The organism is Enteroscipio rubneri (assembly GCF_963929405.1).
Classification (GTDB): Bacteria; Actinomycetota; Coriobacteriia; order Coriobacteriales; family Eggerthellaceae; genus Enteroscipio; species Enteroscipio rubneri.
The window spans coordinates 43,117-61,041 of sequence record NZ_CAWVIN010000003.1; the positions used below are offsets into that span (position 1 = coordinate 43,117).

Genomic DNA, 17,925 nt, shown 5'->3' on the forward strand with positions numbered 1-17,925 from the left:
TTCGTCATCGTCATGCGAGCCTCTGCGCCCACGCTAGCCGGAAGTCATTCTGTCGATGACGAAGGGCATGACCGCTTGCGGGTGATTGTAGGTAGCAATGTTCACCACTGCTTCAAAACTGACAACTATGCAAGCCGACCTCGCGCAGCTTTTGACTACCAGTCAGTTTGTCACTGCTCCAAAACCACGCGCCGAGCACTTCGCCCAGCGACATGTTTGACTACCAGTCAGTTTGTCACTGCTCCAAAACCCGCATCGAGGGCAGACGCGGGTTGTGATGTTTGACTACCAGTCAGTTTGTCACTGCTCCAAAACACTATCACCTTGGTCACGTCTGAGGTCGCCGTTTGACTACCAGTCAGTTTGTCACTGCTCCAAAACTGGAAGTTATTCAGCTCCCGAATGAAGATGTTTGACTACCAGTCAGTTTGTCACTGCTCCAAAACGAGGTGAAGTAGCATGGGCGACCAACTTGGTTTGACTACCAGTCAGTTTGTCACTGCTCCAAAACGCACCGCTCTTCCAGTACCCGCCGTCCTGCGTTTGACTACCAGTCAGTTTGTCACTGCTCCAAAACCGGAACACGTAGGCGTTTGCCTCGGGGTTGGTTTGACTACCAGTCAGTTTGTCACTGCTCCAAAACGTCATCGTCATGCTCCTCTCGTGTACTCGTGTTTGACTACCAGTCAGTTTGTCACTGCTCCAAAACCCCATTGCCTGCGACAGCTCGCCTACGGTCGTTTGACTACCAGTCAGTTTGTCACTGCTCCAAAACTACGTATTGACGACTGCGACGTTGAGCCTGGTTTGACTACCAGTCAGTTTGTCACTACTCCAAAACCGGCGTACTTGGCGAAAAGCCGGTAGCTGCGTTTGACTACCAGTCAGTTTGTCACTACTCCAAAACTTCGACTTCGCATGCGCAGAAGGACTTGAAGTTTGACTACCAGTCAGTTTGTCACTACTCCAAAACGAGCATTCGTTTGATAAGGAATGGTCAGAGGTTTGACTACCAGTCAGTTTGTCACTACTCCAAAACCTAGACCATTATGATTACTATAAAGCAAAAGTTTGACTACCAGTCAGTTTGTCACTACTCCAAAACCAGCATCTTCTTGCATGCTTTCCCTCCGGCGTTTGACTACCAGTCAGTTTGTCACTACTCCAAAACCCGTCGAGCGTGTAGCCCACGTACTCGCGCGTTTGACTACCAGTCAGTTTGTCACTACTCCAAAACAACAAAGCCTACATGGATGCTGCGAAGTGGTTTGACTACCAGTCAGTTTGTCACTACTCCAAAACAGGGCAAAACCCGGAATCTCGGAACGTTCGGTTTGACTACCAGTCAGTTTGTCACTACTCCAAAACCCGTCGCGGCGAAGAATTGCATACCATCGGGTTTGACTACCAGTCAGTTTGTCACTGCTCCAAAACGCCCTCAGGGGCGTGCTAGGGGTATGAAAGTTTGACTACCAGTCAGTTTGTCACTGCTCCAAAACCAATCGGTTCCTTCATTCGCTTCTCCTACCGTTTGACTACCAGTCAGTTTGTCACTGCTCCAAAACGACTCGTCCACGGACGGCGACACGCCTTAGTTTGACTACCAGTCAGTTTGTCACTGCTCCAAAACTCGCGTGCCTTCTTCTGCGCTTCGCTCGGGTTTGACTACCAGTCAGTTTGTCACTGCTCCAAAACTGGGCCGCCGGCAGCTTGCTCGACACTATGGTTTGACTACCAGTCAGTTTGTCACTGCTCCAAAACCCCCCGAGGTCTTGGCTGCGGCCGCATACGGTTTGACTACCAGTCAGTTTGTCACTGCTCCAAAACTCTTCGATGAGTGTGATGAGAGATTAAAAGTTTGACTACCAGTCAGTTTGTCACTGCTCCAAAACTCTAAAGCAAGATAATCTACAGCCTTATAGTTTGACTACCAGTCAGTTTGTCACTGCTCCAAAACTCGCCGCGCACGTGCACGCACAGGTCGATGGTTTGACTACCAGTCAGTTTGTCACTGCTCCAAAACCGCCTCCACCTCCATAGGTACTTGAACGCGTTTGACTACCAGTCAGTTTGTCACTGCTCCAAAACGACATGGCATGGATGGGAAACGGCAGTCAAGTTTGACTACCAGTCAGTTTGTCACTGCTCCAAAACAAATGGTCCCTGACAGTGTACAGGCAGGCGGTTTGACTACCAGTCAGTTTGTCACTGCTCCAAAACATGGAGTCCTCATAGTACTTCATCAGGCGCGTTTGACTACCAGTCAGTTTGTCACTGCTCCAAAACACCTGGGACGCGCCGGAGGACGAGGACGTGTTTGACTACCAGTCAGTTTGTCACTGCTCCAAAACCGTTAGGGCAAAATCCTCTCTGCAGGAGGACGGACAACTGACTGGCTGGCATCTTCATGATTGAAGAAAATCCAGGTCAATAACCATTTTTCGTTCATACTCAAAGCTCGCTTCATCCGGGATATTCTCAAGCAGCAGCACGCTCAACTTAGAAAAAACCGCTTGCCGATAGAACTCTTGCACCTCATCCGGCTCTAAAAAGGTCTTCAGATTCACGAACACCAGCTGCTTATCGAAGGACGCATCAGACGCGAGCTTCAAAAACTTTATCAGGTTATCAAGGAGCGCGTCGGAAGGATCAACCTCGACGCTGAAATCAAATGCCTTCAGATACTTTCGCATTTCCCATTGTACTTCAAAGGCGTAGTCCGATTGAAGCCGAAGTCCCAACGATGCCACTCGCTCCGACAAGGCCCGTCCCGCCGCCTCGATCTCTTGCCGCACGTCGTCTTCGGCCAAAAACATCTCCTCGACGCGCTCGTGCACCTCGCCAAGCAGCGCCCTTTCCGACCAAGGAAGCTCAAAAGGATCGAGCACGAACAAGAAGCGGTTCCTGGAGCTTCGCCGATCCTCGCCATCCCACAAAGCGTACGGCTCCAGCGCCTCGTCATCAAGCTCGGACGCCAGTGACTGACAAATTCGCGCGAACAACCGGCGGTTATGCACCTCCAGCACCGATACCTTGTCGTTTCCCAAGGCCAGAGCTTCGGAGAAACCCGACAGCACGAGGTTCATAGCACCACGAATCCTTCCAGCGTATCAAGCTCATCGTACGATTGTCGCACGCCTGTGATGAATTCCATCATGGCGAACTGCTTCTCCGTCACCTTAAGCGCTTGCACCAACCCAGCCGGAGGACGATGCTGTCGCAGGCGATTGATGGCAGCACCCGCCTGCGCGTCGTTCACCACCAGCTTCGCGTACACCGACTCCTGCAACATGAGGAACCCTTCCTTGATAAGGTACTTACGGAACAGCCGATACTCTTTCCGCTGCGTCGCCGTGTCAACCGGCAGATCGAAGAACACGAACACCCTCATGTACCGAATCCTCTCCTGAGCGCCCATCACTGCTCGAAGCCCTCGATCTCAGACACCGCCAAGTTCTTGTTGAGCGCCGCGAGGCAGTCTTGCACGAAAAGGGAAACCACCGAATGTAGGCGGTACGAGCCTCCCTTGTACACCACGACGCGATTTCCCAAATCGCCCAGCAAACGCCGTACGTCCTGATCGAAAAGCTCTTGCGCGTACTCGTACGCCAAGCGGTCGACGATGGGCCGGAAGGGCTCCATCAAGTCGCATGAGAAGTTGAACTGGTTGTACTCGCTGCGATGGCAGATTCCGCACTGCGTCAAGTACCCGCGCGAAACCACTTCCCTATTCACCATGGAGAGTAGCACGGCGTACCCGTAGTTCAGAGCCGCGTTGACCGGGACATCATCATCGCGCGAGAAGCCGCGGCCGAACACCGCGGCGAAGTACAGGCGCGCCGCATGGGCCTCCCGGTTGGTAGTGTCGCCGGACCGCACCTCGTCGCGACTTGCATAGAGCGACTTCGCAGCTTCCGCGAGCCCTCTTTCCTCGAGCACGCGCGCTTGCTGGCGAATCTTTTCCTTGACCACCTGCTGCCACACGCGCTTCTTGATCGGCTCACCCCACGAGAGCTGCTCCGTCACGCGCTTGCTTGCGTTATGCGCGCCGTACAACGGGAGATATTGTCCGATGGGGTTACACTTCTCGTCGGCAACAACCAGCGATATCTTGCACTTCGCCAACTCGGCCAGCAAGTACGCGCTCAAGTACACCTGCGTGTTCTGCAAGATGATGGACGATATCTCCGACAGGTGGATCTTCTTCGTGTCGTCCGTCTTCCGCACCACGAGGTAGCCGCCTTGATAGCTGCATCGGCACTGGCTCTCGATGAAGATGGTTCTAAAGGCCAACCGTCTCACGCCTCTCGAACATGCCGGTTACCGAAGAATCTACGAAGCAGATCTTACCTGCAGAGAGCTCTTTAGAGAACGAAGCGTTCATACATCCCGAGTATTTCGAGCCGCCAACCGACGACAAATCGATCATGTTCGTATGCGCAGCCGCAATCGACACTAAAGAGAGCAGCGCCCGACGCTGATCGGCATCGCTTGCCTTCGCGAATGCATCCTCCATTTCAGCCACCTTCATCTGCTGGCCCAACCGAGAGGCGTAGTGAGCATACTTGCCCTGCAGAGAGCGAAGCAATCCGAGCAACTCATCCAGCGAGCAATCCTTGCTCTTTTCAATACGCCAGATCAGCTCCGTCTCGTCCTGAGAGAAGGCGAACTGCTGCGCATTACGAACCTCCTTCTTCCCCGTGATGTACAGCCGCGAATCACCGATGATAATCTGCTGATACTTGTACACCTTCCGCCGACGGATGCGCTCGAACACGAGCCCTGCCCCCTCCGCAAGCTCGCGCGCGTAGTTGTCCAACGCTTGCGGATCGCTTGCGAGCGCGGATGCCACACGTACAGGCACCGGCGCAAACTCAAGCACCCGCTGGTTCTTCTTCGGCTTGGTTGCCTCGTACACGAAAAAGTACGCGAACTGCTCGCGCGAATAGCTGCCGTACTTTTGCGGATCAAGCCCCTTCTTCAAAGGAAGATTGAGCGTCTTGCCCGCCATCTTCGGCGAATAGATCGTGGCATCCCAAAACGCCCCATGCGTCTCTTCAGGCATGCGCGAGATGAAGCAGTCCTTGTAGTCGAAACAGCGCTTGATGCGGTCTATCTCGAACTCGGCGTTCCAGGCGTCGCGGAACACTTCCCCCGTCTCCACGTCGAAGCCAGGCGTTAGGAAGCTCGACACGATGAACCCAGCCGAGCCCGGCATCTCGCGGGTACGGCGATAATCGTCAGCCTGCTTCTTGATGAACTGCCTCACCACCGCGGCCATCTTCACCGGCTCGCTGTACACGGCGCTATGGCGATACCGTATGAACCGTCCTACCTGGCAGGCAAGATAGGCGTCGTGCGCATGGTGGAAGTCGTTGATCTCGCGGCTCTTCGCAAGCCTGCACTGCTCGCGCAACTGGTGGGAAACGCCTGCCTTCACCGGCTGCACGTCGCTTTCAGGATAGCGTGTCTGAAGCAGCTGCTGCACCTGCTTCACGATCTGGCTCGTCTCCACCAGCTGGCGGTTGATGAATTTCTTCATCATCTCGTCGCCCACACTCGTGCGCGTCAAGTTGTTGAACTTCTTGTCGCCGATGAGTCCTGCATCGCGCAACGTGCGCCAGAATCCCTGCATGCGCCCGATAAGCTTTTGGTCCAGCAGTAACGAGTCAAGCTTGCGCTGGTTCTCGTCCGCGTACACCAGAACCTTGTTCTCGAAGCTGTCGTCTTTGGTGTACGACTGGGGCAAGATATGGTCGACCTGGTAGGTCGATAGCTTATTGATATCCAGCGGTTTTCCCGAGTACATGCACTTGCCGCACTGCATGAAGTAGAGCGTCAGCCGCTCGTCATCGAGAGCGCGCGGATCGCGCTCCTTGAGCTCGGTGCACACGTCAGCATATTGGCCCTTCAAACTGGCGAGCGCCGCTTCCAAGGCCTTGTAGCGGCTCGTGCTTCGTCTGCCCTTGTTGCGAGGATCCTCGTCACGCGTCACCTCGATGTAGATATGCGCAGGGGGCTTGCCGGCGATCTGTGCGATCTCATCCACGACGCGAAGTGCCTGGTTGATGCCACGCCGCAGAGCCGGCGAGCCCGTCACCTCGTCGACCGTCATCCCGCCAGACTCAAGCGCGCGCTCGCGGTTGCGCTCGTCGATCTTCGCCTGGAATTCCAGCAGGTCGTCATGGAGTATCTCCATGAGGTTCATGGCCGCCCCCATGCGGCGCGCATGGTTCGGGTCGCCCTCCAGCAATATATCCATGATGGTTTTGGGGCCGTTGTCGGTGGCGCTACGCAGCCCGCGCAGAAGCTCGGCCGACAGCCGCCCCCAACCAGCGTAGCGCTTCTTGCAGAGCTTGCGGATCTGCGCATCGCTCAAGCGGTCGCCGTAGGCGAGCTTGATTTTACGCTTCAAGATGGAGCGATCCTCGAACACGGTGTTCCACAAAATGACGTCCTCAGCCATGATGGCATCCGCTTCGGAAAGATCATCGACCTCGAGAATCTTGCAGAAGTCGCGGTGCGAGGAGAGCTGCGACTCGAACGCGTCCTCGCCCTGACCCCCCGACACGTGGTACGCGCCGCCGACGGACTTGCCACCCTCCGGCCCGTGCGTCTTCGCCAGCCACTTCTCCACCGCCTCGTAGGTCACGCGCTTGCGCTTCTTGAAGAGATCCTCCACGATACCCAGGCGGTCGGCCGTGTCAAACCGGTAGCTCTTGTCTCCATCCTGCGTCCAGCGCGCCCCGGCGAGCTCGTTCAGCACGCAGAACATCTCGTAATCAAGCGAGCAGCGCGCAAGCACCGGCTCGCCCTTCAAATACGTGCACGTGCCGGTCATGCGGCGGATGAAGTCTTCGGCGCTTTGGTCCTTGTCGATGACCTTTTCCCAGTTCCACGGGTAGACGCGCTCGTTCTCCATCCCCGGCTTGCGCGACGACCACGCGAAACGCGTCTCACCCCTGGCATCGACTGCGGCGTTCTTCCGCGTGAGCGGCCCAATGTAGTAAGGGATACGGAACGTCACGAGCGATTCAAGCTCATCCTTCTCGCTCGCAAGAAAGGGGTAGTACGGTGCCTGTCGCTCAATGATGGCCAGCATTTCTTCCCGATGCAGCTGATAGGGAATCGTGCCGTTATCGCTGGTCTTCAAGCGGCGCAGAAACGTGCCCGCCTCGATGGCGCGCTCGATGGCCGCATACCGTTTGTCCGCCTGCGCTCCGATGTCCATCAGGAGCTTCTGAACTTCTTTCAGAAAGTCTTCATGCGAAAGCTTGCTCGTACCCAGGTTGTACTTGGTGTAGCCCTTCGCTTTTCCGGGATCGTAGTCATGCGTCCCCTCGTAGAACGATCCCCGGAAGAATTCGTCGTACCGTTCAGGTCCATAGGCACGCACCAGGTCTTTGAGCGTTTCCAGATCGCAGCCGTAGCGATCGTATTCCCGCACTTTGCATAACGAAAGCATTTCGCCTTGCGCCTCGCTCAGTATACTCATCAACACGTAGGACGAATAGACCTTTTGCATCGCTTCAAAGAGATCACGGCCTTCATCTGGACAAGCATACGCTTCGACCTTTTCGTCGTTGGATAGCGCGAACTTGCTGCCTTCTGCATCGGCGAAAAAGATATGCGAGAACTCAGCTGCATATCCGACGACGGCTGCAGAAACGGCTTTCTCGAGCTTCTTGTACTCTTTTTCTATTCCGAGCGCATTTTCGACCTGTTCCCGTTTTTCGGCAACCTGCAACGATGCGTCGCTCAAGATCCTCGCGAGCGCATCCTGGTTGCATGCGCACTCGACATCGTACTTCGCGCACCACTCCCCGAGCGCATGGCACAGCTCCCCAACCGCATCCCCCATATTGGCGTTCTTCGCGCTGAGCGCAGGGTTGTCCTGGTGCAGGAAATTCCCCCGATGCTTCACGATGTTGTGAAACGCCAGGTAGACAAGGCGTATGTCGGCCTTCTCATCAGACTCCATCAGATGGGCGCGCAGGTGGTATATGGTAGGAAAGCGCTGGTAGTAGTCCGCCTCGGTGAAGTCGCCGTCATTGAAAAGCGGCCAACGATACGCCGCGTGGGCCGGGTCGCGATCCTCAGGCAAGAGGCGCGCCTGGTTCAGGCGGATGAAGAACTCCGGGTCGACCTTCGCCATCTCCTCGGCGAAAAGCCCTTGCAGCAGATCGAGCCGCTGGCGCCGACGGTCGTAGCGGCGGCGCTGACCGCGATGCACCCGCGTGTCGGCAGCGGTCTGCGCCGACGGGAACACGCGGCTCCCCCATGTCGGCTTACCCTTGAAGCGACAAAGATCGCCTTTGTCATCGAGCACCGCCCATCCTACCGATCCCGTTCCGATATCCAACCCAATTTGATATGATTCGACGTTGCGCAGATTCATAGGTTCCCCTTTCAGGATATACCTGATAGAATGGATCACATCTTGATACCAGTCAAGATGTCACTGCGAGTCAAAATAAAGGCTAAGCCTTACCTGCCCTTCGGGGCGCCGCGGAGGCGGCACTTTGACTCACTGCAGAGGGCCCTTTCGGGCCCTCTGCTATTATTCCAATCAAACCCCTGCGCTAACTGAACCGCATTTTGAGACGCTATGCGCGCCACAACCTCGTGCGAAGCCCCGTTGCACTCCAATGAGGCGTGCGATTATCGTATGCATCAGGGAAATTACCGTAGAGTACACGTCCTAACTCGTGCGACAATATCCCTCGCACGAACAACCCCGAACCAGAAAGCACGACATGCCAGAATTCATTTACCAGATGCACCAGGCCCGCAAGGCGCATGGCGACAAGGTCATCCTCGACGACGTGACGCTGTCGTTCTACCCCGGCGCGAAGATCGGCGTCGTGGGGCCGAACGGCATGGGCAAGTCCACCCTGCTCAAGATCATGGCCGGACTCGAAGAGGTCACGAACGGCGAGGCGCGCCTCACGCCGGGCTACTCGGTGGGCATCCTCTTACAGGAGCCGCCGCTAGACGAGGAAAAGACCGTCCTCGGCAACATCAAGCAGGCCTTCGGCGACATCTTCGCAAAGGTGGAGCGCTTCAACGCCATCGGCATGGAGATGGCCGAGCCCGACGCCGACTTCGACGCGCTCATGGAGGAGATGGGGCAGCTCCAGACCGAGATCGACGCCGCGAACGGCTGGGACCTTGACAGCCAGCTCTCCCAGGCCATGGACGCACTGCAGTGCCCCGACCCCGACGAGCCGGTCACGCACCTCTCCGGCGGCGAGCGGCGCCGCGTGGCGCTCTGCCGCCTGCTGCTCGAGGCGCCCGACCTGCTGCTGCTCGACGAGCCCACGAACCACTTGGATGCCGAATCGGTGCTCTGGCTCGAGCAGTTCCTCCGCAGCTATCCAGGCGCCGTCCTCGCCGTCACGCACGACCGCTACTTCCTCGACAACGTGGCCGAGTGGATCTGCGAGGTGGACCGCGGCAGCCTCTTCCCCTACAAGGGCAACTACTCCACCTACCTTGAAACGAAGGCCGCCCGCATCGAAGCGCAGGGCCAAAGCCAGGAGAAGCTTGCCAAGAAGCTGAAGAAGGAGCTCGAATGGGTGCGCTCGAGCCCGAAGGCCCGCCAAGCCAAGAGCAAAGCGCGTCTTGCCGCCTACGAAAAAATGGCCGCCGAGGCACAGGCGAACAAGAAACTCGACTACAACGAGATCCAGATCCCCGTGCCGCCACGCCTGGGCGCGAAGGTCATCGAGGCGAGCCACCTACACAAGGCCTTCGGCGACCGCGTGCTCATCGACGACCTGTCGTTCGACCTGCCTCCGAACGGCATCGTGGGCGTTATCGGCCCGAACGGCGTGGGCAAGTCCACCCTGTTCAAGATGATCATGGGCCTGGAGCCGGTCGACGGCGGCACGCTCGACATTGGCGAGTCCGTGGTGATTAGCTACGTCGACCAGAACCGCGAGGGCATCGATCCAAACACGAAGCTGTGGGAGGTCGTCTCCGGCGGCAACGACTTCATGATTGTGGGCGACACGGAAATCCCCAGCCGCGCCTACGTGGCCAGCTTCGGCTTCAAGGGCTCCGACCAGCAGAAGCCGGCCGGCGTGCTCTCAGGCGGCGAGCGCAACCGCCTGAACCTGGCGCTCACGCTCAAGCAGGGCGGCAACCTGCTCTTGCTCGACGAGCCCACGAACGACCTGGACACCGAGACGCTGGCCAGCCTGGAGGAAGCGCTGCTGGCCTTCCCCGGCTGCGCCGTGGTCACAAGCCACGACCGCTGGTTCCTCGACCGCGTGGCCACGCACATCCTTGCCTGGGAGGGCACCGACGAGAACCCCGGCACCTGGACGTGGTTCGAAGGCAACTTCGAGGCGTACCAGAAGAATCGTGTGGAGCGTCTTGGCGAGGAGGCTTCCCGTCCGCACCGCGTCCATCGCAAGCTCACGCGTGATTAAACGTCAGCAGCCCCGCTTCCGACACAAGAAAGCGGGGCTACCGGTTGGAGAAGAAGGGGTCGCCGATCGTGCGGCCCCTTCTTATGCCTTCTCCACACGTACGGCGCAGACCTTATACTCCGGCGCTTTCGACACACGGTCAAGCGCGGCATTGGTCAGCCAGTTGCTGTTGGCGTCTTGGAAGTGAAACGGCATCCACGTCTCACCAGGATTCGTTTTGTCCGACACCCGAGCCGTGGTCTCAAGCTCACCGCGCCGCGACGAGACACGCACGCGATCGCCGTCAGACACGTTGAGAACGGCAGCATCGCGCTCGTTCAGCTCGATAAACGAACTTCCCGCAAGCTCGCTCAAACCCTCGGTTCTCCCCGTCATCGCGCAGGCGTTGTACTGGTACAGTACACGGCCCGTCATGAGAACGAAGGGGTACTCCTCGTCAGGGAGTTCGGCTGAGGGTTGGTAATCGGGCGTGGAGAACGCGCCCAGGCCTTGGGCGAACTCGCCCATATGCAAGATGGGCGTCCCCGGATGGTCTGCGCTCGGGCACGGCCATTGCAGGCCACGGCCGGCCACTTCCTCCCCGTCGAGACGCGCGTGGCTCATGCCGCCGTACGTGGGGGTGACCGCCGCGATCTCATCCATAACCTCGGAGGCGGTCAAGCGCGGCTGATCGTAGCCCATACGGTTCATGATTTCAATGAATATATCGGTATCGAGGCGAGTATCGCCTGCGACGTCCACGGCCTTGCGCACGCGCTGCACGCGCCGTTCGGTGTTCGTGAACGTTCCTTCCTTCTCTGCATAGCTGCGCCCCGGCAAGATGACGTCGGCATACTTCGCCGTCTCGGTCATAAACAGATCGTCCACTACGAAGAACTCGAGTGCCTCGAGCGCGCGGATCACATGAGTCGTATCGGGATCGGTGCGCACAGGATCCTCGCCGAACAGGAACAGGCCTTTGATATCGCCTTCGATCATCGCCGGAAAGCATTCGGTCGCCTTCACGCCCTTTTCGCGCGACAGTTCGGTGCCCCACGCCTTCTCGAATCGCCGCACTACTTCAGGATCGGCCACCTTCTGATAACCAGGCAGATCATCCGGACCGGCACCCATGTCGCAGGCGCCTTGCACGTTGTTCTGCCCGCGCAGCGGATTCACGCCGCCGCCCCGACGTCCCAGGTTTCCCGTAACCATGGCGATATTCGACAGCGCCATGACGCCGTCGGTGCCCGTTGAGTGCTCGGTCACGCCCAGGCAATAGACGATGGCAGCCGCATCGGCAGCCGCATACAGCTTCGCGGCTGACACGAGATCGCGCTGATCGATGCCGCATATCTCGGCAACGCGCGCGGGCGTATAGTCGCGCACGGTCGCAGACAGAATCTCGAAGCCCTCGGTGCGCTCGTGCACGAAACGCTCGTCGTACAGTCCCTCGCGGATGAGCACGTTCACGATGCCGTTCGCGAACGCCACATTCGTGCCCGGCCGCAGCTTGAGATGGATATCGGCATGCGCCGCAAGCCCGATGCTACGCGGATCTGCGACGATGAGACGGCATCCGCGCTCGACTGCGGCGCGGATCTGCATGCCCGCGACTGGATGTGCCTCCTCGGGGTTCGATCCCACGAGCATGATGACGTCCGCCTCGCGCGTAACGTCCTCGATGGAGTTCGTCATCGCTCCCGAACCAAGCATGGTCGCCAGACCGGCGACCGTGGGAGCGTGTCAAACACGCGCGCAGCAGTCGACGTTGTTCGTTCTGAACACCGTCCGTGCCATCTTCTGGAACAGGTAGATGTCCTCGTTCGTGGCGCGCGAGCACGCGAAGGCCGCAAGCGCGCCGCCGCCCTGCGCATCTCGTATCTCCGCAAAGCGCGCAGCTACGAGATCAAGGGCTTCGTCCCAGGTCGCAGATTCAAACTCCCCGGTTGCGGAATTCTTCACAAGCGGCGTTCGAATGCGGTCGGGTGCATCCACGAAGTCGAAGCTAGCTGAACGGCCCTTGACGCACAGAAGCCCCTGATTCGACGGACCGGGCGCACCCTCGGCATCCACGACTCGGCCATCCTTCACCACGAGATCGAGCTGGCAGCCCACGCCGCAGTGGGGGCACGTGGTGCGCACGCGCTCGGTCTCCCATGAGCGGTACCCGCCGCGACGCTTGACCGCGATAGCCCCCGTCGGACACGCCTGAGCACAATTGCCGCACGATTCACAGCCCGTCGCCAACCAGTCTTCGCCGAATGGCGCCTCGATGACGGTTCGCACACCGCGCTTGCCAGTAGCAAGCGTGTGATTGCGCGCGGTCGCGTTGCATGCGCCCACGCACCGCTGGCAGACGATGCACAGGTTCGGGTCGAAGGATAGGAACGGATTGGCATCCAGAATCGGCTTGTGCTCTTTGGCTTGCCGATACGTCGGTTCGAGCACGCCGTACTCGCGACAGAGCGCCTGCAGCTCGCACGCGCCGTTCTTATCGCACGAGAAGCAGTAGCGCGTCGAATCCAATCCATGATCGGAGATGATGAGATCCAGCGCAACCTGCCGGTACGCTCGAATCTTCAGCGAATCGGTTGTCACGCTCATGCCGTCGCGCACAGCGGTCGCACACGCGGGAACGGGATGCTCCTGCCCTTCCACCTCGACCACGCACACGCGACAGGAGGCGATAGCGTTCGCATCCTTCAAGTAGCAGAGCGTGGGAATACGGATGCCGGCTTGCTGCGCAGCCTCCAGAATCGTAGCACCCTCCGCCGCCTCGAAGACGGTCCCGTCGATCTCGATGCTAGGCATATTGCTGCCTGCCCCCTTCCGAAACGCCGAAGCCGAACCGATCGCACCGCAGGCAGCGCCCGCACTCCTGCTCGACCTCCTCGCGGCTCATGCCGTTTTCCACATGGTCGAAATCGTTCCTGCGAACACGCGCGGGCCTCTCCGTAATCTCCACACGACCCCTGGGCGTACGATCATTCTCGTGCGCCTGCGGTACCGGGATATCCGAGCGAAGCGTATGATGGTAGCCTAGGTATTCATCGATGTTTCGCGCCACGACCCTTCCCGCGGCGATGGCCTTGATAGCCGTTGCGGGGCCCGTCTGACAGTCGCCGCCTGCGAATACATTATCCCGCCCTGTGACCGCCAGATACTCGTCGACCACAAAGCAGCCCCGATTGGTCTCCAGGCCGTATTCTTCGAACGGCGCGGCTTGGATATCCTGGCCGACGGCGATCAGCACGACGTCCGCCTCTACCCTGTCCTGCGGCTTGTCGGCCGCAATCGGCGCAGGTCGGCCTCCGCGCACCGGACCGATCATCTGCGGCTGGGTGATAAGCGCAGCGCAGCGCCCAGCCTCATCAGTCTCAATACCGACGGGAGCTTGGAGCACAATCATCTCAACGCCCTCTGCGATGGCGCTTTCGATCTCAGCCGGAAGTGCCGTCATGTCCTCCTTGCGGCGCCGGTACACGACGGTCACCTCCGCGGCCCCCGCGCGTACCGATGTGCGCGCGCAGTCCATAGCCACGTTGCCGCCGCCAACCACAACCACGCGCTTTCCGGAGAAATCGGGGTAATCGCCGTCCCCGATCCGCCCAAGCAGGTCGACGGCCGACATGACGCCCGCGGCATCGGCATGATCCATGCGCAGCGTCTTGCCCGTTTGCGCGCCGATGGCGATATACACCGCATCGTAGGTTTCCGCGATCTCGCCCATTTCATGCAAGCCGACGGGGCACTCGCACCGAGCCGTAATGGATCCGGCAGACAGAATCCCTCGAATGTCCTCGTCAAGCCGTTCGCGCGGAAAGCGATATGCAGGGATGCCGTAGCGAAGCATGCCGCCAAGCTGCTTGCGGGCTTCGAATACCGTCACCCGATGCCCCATGAGCGCAAGGAAGTACGCGCAGGTTAGGCCGCTCGGCCCCCCGCCAATGATCGCAACCGTGCGTGCCGTGTCCGCGCTATGGACAGGAATGGGCACCGTGTCAGCCGGCGCATGGTCCACCGCGTACTTCTTGATACCGCGGATATTGAGTGGCGCATCAATGAGCGTGCGGCGGCAGTGCGCCTCGCAAGGATGCTCGCACACGAGAGCGCAGGCGGTCGGGAACGGATTGTCCTTGCGCACCATGCCGACCGCACCTGCATAGTCGCCAGCTTCGACAAGCGCGATATAGCCCGGTACGTTGACATGTGCGGGACACAGCGTCTCGCACGGCACCGACTGCTTCACGCCCTCGCGGCAACCATGAGACCGCACGTGGCTTTCGTACTCGGATGCAAACGCATCCATGCCCTCGAGCAGTGCCTGCGCAGCTTCGTAGCCGATTGCGCAATCTGAGGTGTCGCGCACCATCTCGGCGAGCGACCGGCACGCCCGAAGCTCGTCCTCGCCTGCTTCACAGGCCGCCACCCGCTCGATCATTGCCACGAGGCGCGGCAGCCCGTCTCGGCAGGGCACGCACTTCCCGCAGGTCTGGGCAGCGGCGGCTTGCAGAAGTGAAAGCTGGGCCACCACCGGGCAGATGCCCGGCGGCATCGCCGCGATACGGCGCCCATGCCGTTCGAGGAACGCGCCCAGCAGTGCATCATCTTCGACCTTGGACGCAATCGATAGTTTTGCCAACGTTTCCCCCATGTCGATGCAGGACGGCGTTCCCGGCCGTCCCACAAACGCCGTTTCATTGCCTCAAGCGTCTCATTTTAGCGCATCCGCACCCCGCCTTCGCCGTCAAACGAAACCGATGAAAGACGAGAGGCTGACGCGAGGTGACAGGCGCTTATGCGTGCGCCCGCTTGATGGCATCGAGCAGTTCGGCGTACTCCTCGTAAGCAGGCAGCTCCGGATGGTCGGCCTTGATAGCGTCGGTGCTCTTGAACAGGAATCCCGCCTTGCTCGCTTGTATCATGCCGAGATCATTGAAGCTGTCGCCCGCCGCAATGGTGTCGAACCCGCACGACTGCAGAGCTCGCACGGTGGTAAGTTTGGAGTCCTTGCAGCGCATCCTGAAACCGGCGATCTCGCCTTCCGGCGTCATGGCCAGCTCGTTGCAGAAGATGGTCGGCCAGCCGAGCTTCTCCATAAGAGGACTTGCGAACTGGGTGAACGTATCGCTGATGATGATCACTTGGGTGAATGCCCGCAGCTCATCGAGAAACTCTCGCGCCCCAGGAAGCGGATCGATCTTCGCAATAGTCTCCTGAATCTCCTTTAGCCCGAGGCCGTGCTCGCTCAGAACGTTCAGACGAAAGCCCATGAGCTTGTCGTAGTCAGGTTCGTCGCGCGTGGTGCGCTCAAGCTCCGGGATGCCGGTGGCCTCGGCGAACGCGATCCAGATTTCGGGAACGAGCACGCCCTCCAGATCGAGGCAAGTCAGATACATCAAAGCTCCTTTCGTCCGGCCGCGTCAACGCGGGCTCCGGCCTTCGTCTGCAACTTGGTAGAGCCGCGCACCGACTACGGGGCCGCTCGTTCAATCGGGATCGGGATGCGGATAGGTGTAAAACCCGCCTGCAACGCAGCCGCAGGCAGAAACCCGCCGTTCGCGTAAGCATCGCGATCGCGCGCATAGGATAGTCCATTTTTCGGCGGCGTCACACACAGCATCCGCCGTTTGCCGCCACTCGGTCGCCCTCGTCGGAAAACGGATCGACGCAGCCGACGCCATGCGATCCGCGAAGCACCGGCTTGGGGGGGGCAATCTGAAGGCACGCAGTCCGTTGCAGCCGCAAACGGCGGCGTCCGCCGCCTATCTGATCTCGTAGCGGCCTTCCTTGCGCTTGATCGGACGCGCCTCCATGGCCGGGTATCCCAGCACGATCCCGCCGACGAGCTTGCCCTTGTCCGGCGCGAACCGCTCATGCAAGGCGTCTCCCGCCCGGCAGACCACCTCGACCCAGCACGAACCGAGGCCTTGCTCATAGGCTGCTAGGCACAGGTTCTCCATGGCAGCTGCCACGCTTTCGATGCAGCTGGGCAGCAGATCCTCGCTGTAGGGCTTATGAAGGAACGCGAGAACGATCGTCGAAGCACCGCCCATCGCGCTCACGAACTCCATCGTCTCCTCGACGATCTCAGGGTTGTTCTTGAAACGCGCCTCAAGCTCTTTGCGATGAGAGAACGCCGTTGTCCCAAGCTCAGAGAACACGAACGCAAGATCCTCTTTTTGCGTGAGCGCCACGAAGTACCACGGTTGCAGGTTCTGCCCCGAAGGAGCCCAGGTTGCGGCCTCGAGCAGATGCTCGATCGTTTCCCGTGCAACGGGTTCGCCGGTGAACTTCCTTATGCTCCTTCTCCCCTTGATGGCATCCATCAACTCCATTGAAGCCTCCTTCGTTCTTTCGCTGAAACGCCCCGCGCCCAGCGATAAAATGCCGCGTTCCAACGCCGCAGGCCTCATTTCAACATACCACCCCGACGGCCCTCCCGCCAGCCCCAGAGCGCGACGCCGCAGAAACAGCGAGCTTCATCGGTTCAGAAAGCTCATCCATGCGCCGAGTTCCGCCTGCGCCTGGCGGCGGCCCCGCTCGTAATTGGCCGCCAACTTCGCCTCGTCGCGCTCGGTGTTCGCTACGCCTTGCTCGTTCGCGTAGAATGCATAGGCGCGCCCCTCGGCTTCCAGCTTGGCCAGGTAGTCCAGCTCTGCATTATAGCGCTGGCTCCACGAATCGAGCGCTGCCCTCATGCGCGGGCGGCGCCAGAAGAATGCATCGTAGAGGCGCCGAGGCCGCTCCTTTTTGCGGAACCCGCGCGGGCGCGTGCACACCACGAAGAAGCGGCGCAGGCCGTCGTCCATCGCGCGTGGCAGCATGATGCCGCCGCCGGCGCCGATGCCGCCGTCGTACTGCGCGCGCCCATCGATCACAGTCGGGGACATGATGATGGGGTAGCTGGCCGAAGCGCGCACTCGCTCCATAAGCATTCGCTCGGTCGGGAAATCGCGGCGCGTGAAGTACGTGGTCGCGCCCGAGTCGCGATCAATGGATTGCAGCGTCAAGTGCGCGGGGTTGGCTGAAAACGTCGCGAAATCGAACGGCAACGAGCATGCCGCCCGTGCGCGCCGATGCCCGTGCAGCTCCGCATCGAGTCCGTCCGCGTGCACGAGCGGTTCGAGCCAGCGGCGGAATGCGAGGTCGTCCAAACACCTTGTGAATGAAGCCTCCGCGCGGCGGACGTCGCGCGAGACGTAGTCGATCGCGTTCGTCGCCCCAGCCGAAAGACCGTACACATCATCGAAGTACAGCTTGTTTTCCAGCAAGACGGACACCGCCCCCGCCGAATAGGAGTTGCGCATGCCGCCGCCTTCAAATACAAGCGCCACGCCGTGCACGGTGCTCACCGGCTTTTCGCGTTCTTCGCAGGCCTCGTCCGAAGCCATGCCCGCCTCCTTTCTCCCGACGGTACGCCGCTTCGGACTATACGGCCATCCGTTGGCACGACGAGGAGTCGAAGCGCGATCGTTGCAGCACCGTTTCTTCCGCTTGGACAACA

Annotated in this window: 10 protein-coding genes and 1 CRISPR repeat array; of the genes, 1 reads left to right on the top strand and 9 read right to left on the bottom strand. The window is 59.6% G+C overall.

Translation table 11 applies throughout. From position 1 onward, the window contains the following. Positions 1 to 149 precede the first annotated feature (149 nt). Positions 150 to 2,351: direct repeats of the CRISPR family, unit length 36 nt; unit sequence GTTTGACTACCAGTCAGTTTGTCACTGCTCCAAAAC. Positions 2,352 to 2,405: 54 nt separating this feature from the next. Genes csn2 through cas9 form a run of 4 tightly spaced genes read right to left on the bottom strand, consistent with a single transcriptional unit; the run spans position 2,406 to position 8,398 of the window. Beyond that, the gene (gene csn2, locus ABGT83_RS07510; protein ID WP_346686788.1) at positions 2,406 to 3,086 is read right to left on the bottom strand and encodes a type II-A CRISPR-associated protein Csn2; all 681 of its coding nucleotides are present in this window, start codon (positions 3,084 to 3,086) and stop codon (positions 2,406 to 2,408) included. Beyond that, on the bottom strand, positions 3,083 to 3,391 hold the full coding sequence (cas2, locus tag ABGT83_RS07515) for a CRISPR-associated endonuclease Cas2 (protein ID WP_103265495.1): 309 nt from the start codon (positions 3,389 to 3,391) through the stop codon (positions 3,083 to 3,085). The genes csn2 and cas2 overlap by 4 nt, the downstream gene beginning before the upstream one ends. A gap of 26 nt (positions 3,392 to 3,417) precedes the next feature. Then, positions 3,418 to 4,293 carry a type II CRISPR-associated endonuclease Cas1 gene (gene cas1 / locus ABGT83_RS07520; protein WP_103265494.1) on the bottom strand — a complete coding sequence of 292 codons (876 nt, stop codon included), beginning with the start codon at positions 4,291 to 4,293 and terminating at the stop codon, positions 3,418 to 3,420. Beyond that, positions 4,283 to 8,398 carry a type II CRISPR RNA-guided endonuclease Cas9 gene (gene cas9 / locus ABGT83_RS07525; RefSeq protein WP_103265493.1) on the bottom strand — a complete coding sequence of 1,372 codons (4,116 nt, stop codon included), beginning with the start codon at positions 8,396 to 8,398 and terminating at the stop codon, positions 4,283 to 4,285. The genes cas1 and cas9 overlap by 11 nt, the downstream gene beginning before the upstream one ends. A 358-nt stretch (positions 8,399 to 8,756) precedes the next feature. On the opposite strand from cas9, the gene ettA reads away from it, so the two are divergent. Beyond that, on the top strand, positions 8,757 to 10,436 hold the full coding sequence (gene ettA, locus ABGT83_RS07530) for an energy-dependent translational throttle protein EttA (RefSeq protein WP_346686790.1): 1,680 nt from the start codon (positions 8,757 to 8,759) through the stop codon (positions 10,434 to 10,436). Between the two features lie 81 nt (positions 10,437 to 10,517). Here ettA and fdhF read toward each other — a convergent pair whose 3' ends face one another. From fdhF to ABGT83_RS07555, 5 genes are all read right to left on the bottom strand, one after another. Beyond that, on the bottom strand, positions 10,518 to 13,229 hold the full coding sequence (gene fdhF, locus ABGT83_RS07535) for a formate dehydrogenase subunit alpha (RefSeq protein ID WP_346686791.1): 2,712 nt from the start codon (positions 13,227 to 13,229) through the stop codon (positions 10,518 to 10,520). Further along, positions 13,222 to 15,060, bottom strand: a complete 1,839-nt coding sequence (locus tag ABGT83_RS07540) for an NAD(P)-binding protein (protein ID WP_418762998.1) — start codon at positions 15,058 to 15,060, stop codon at positions 13,222 to 13,224. The genes fdhF and ABGT83_RS07540 overlap by 8 nt, the downstream gene beginning before the upstream one ends. A 154-nt stretch (positions 15,061 to 15,214) precedes the next feature. Then, a complete protein-coding gene (gene thrH / locus ABGT83_RS07545) occupies positions 15,215 to 15,817 on the bottom strand; it encodes a bifunctional phosphoserine phosphatase/homoserine phosphotransferase ThrH (RefSeq protein WP_103265489.1) in 603 nt (200 codons plus the stop codon). Between the two features lie 366 nt (positions 15,818 to 16,183). Then, entirely contained in the window at positions 16,184 to 16,756 is a 573-nt protein-coding gene (locus ABGT83_RS07550) for a nitroreductase family protein (protein WP_346686793.1), read from the bottom strand. 144 nt (positions 16,757 to 16,900) lie between these two features. After that, on the bottom strand, positions 16,901 to 17,812 hold the full coding sequence (locus ABGT83_RS07555) for a patatin-like phospholipase family protein (RefSeq protein WP_103265487.1): 912 nt from the start codon (positions 17,810 to 17,812) through the stop codon (positions 16,901 to 16,903). Positions 17,813 to 17,925 lie beyond the last annotated feature (113 nt).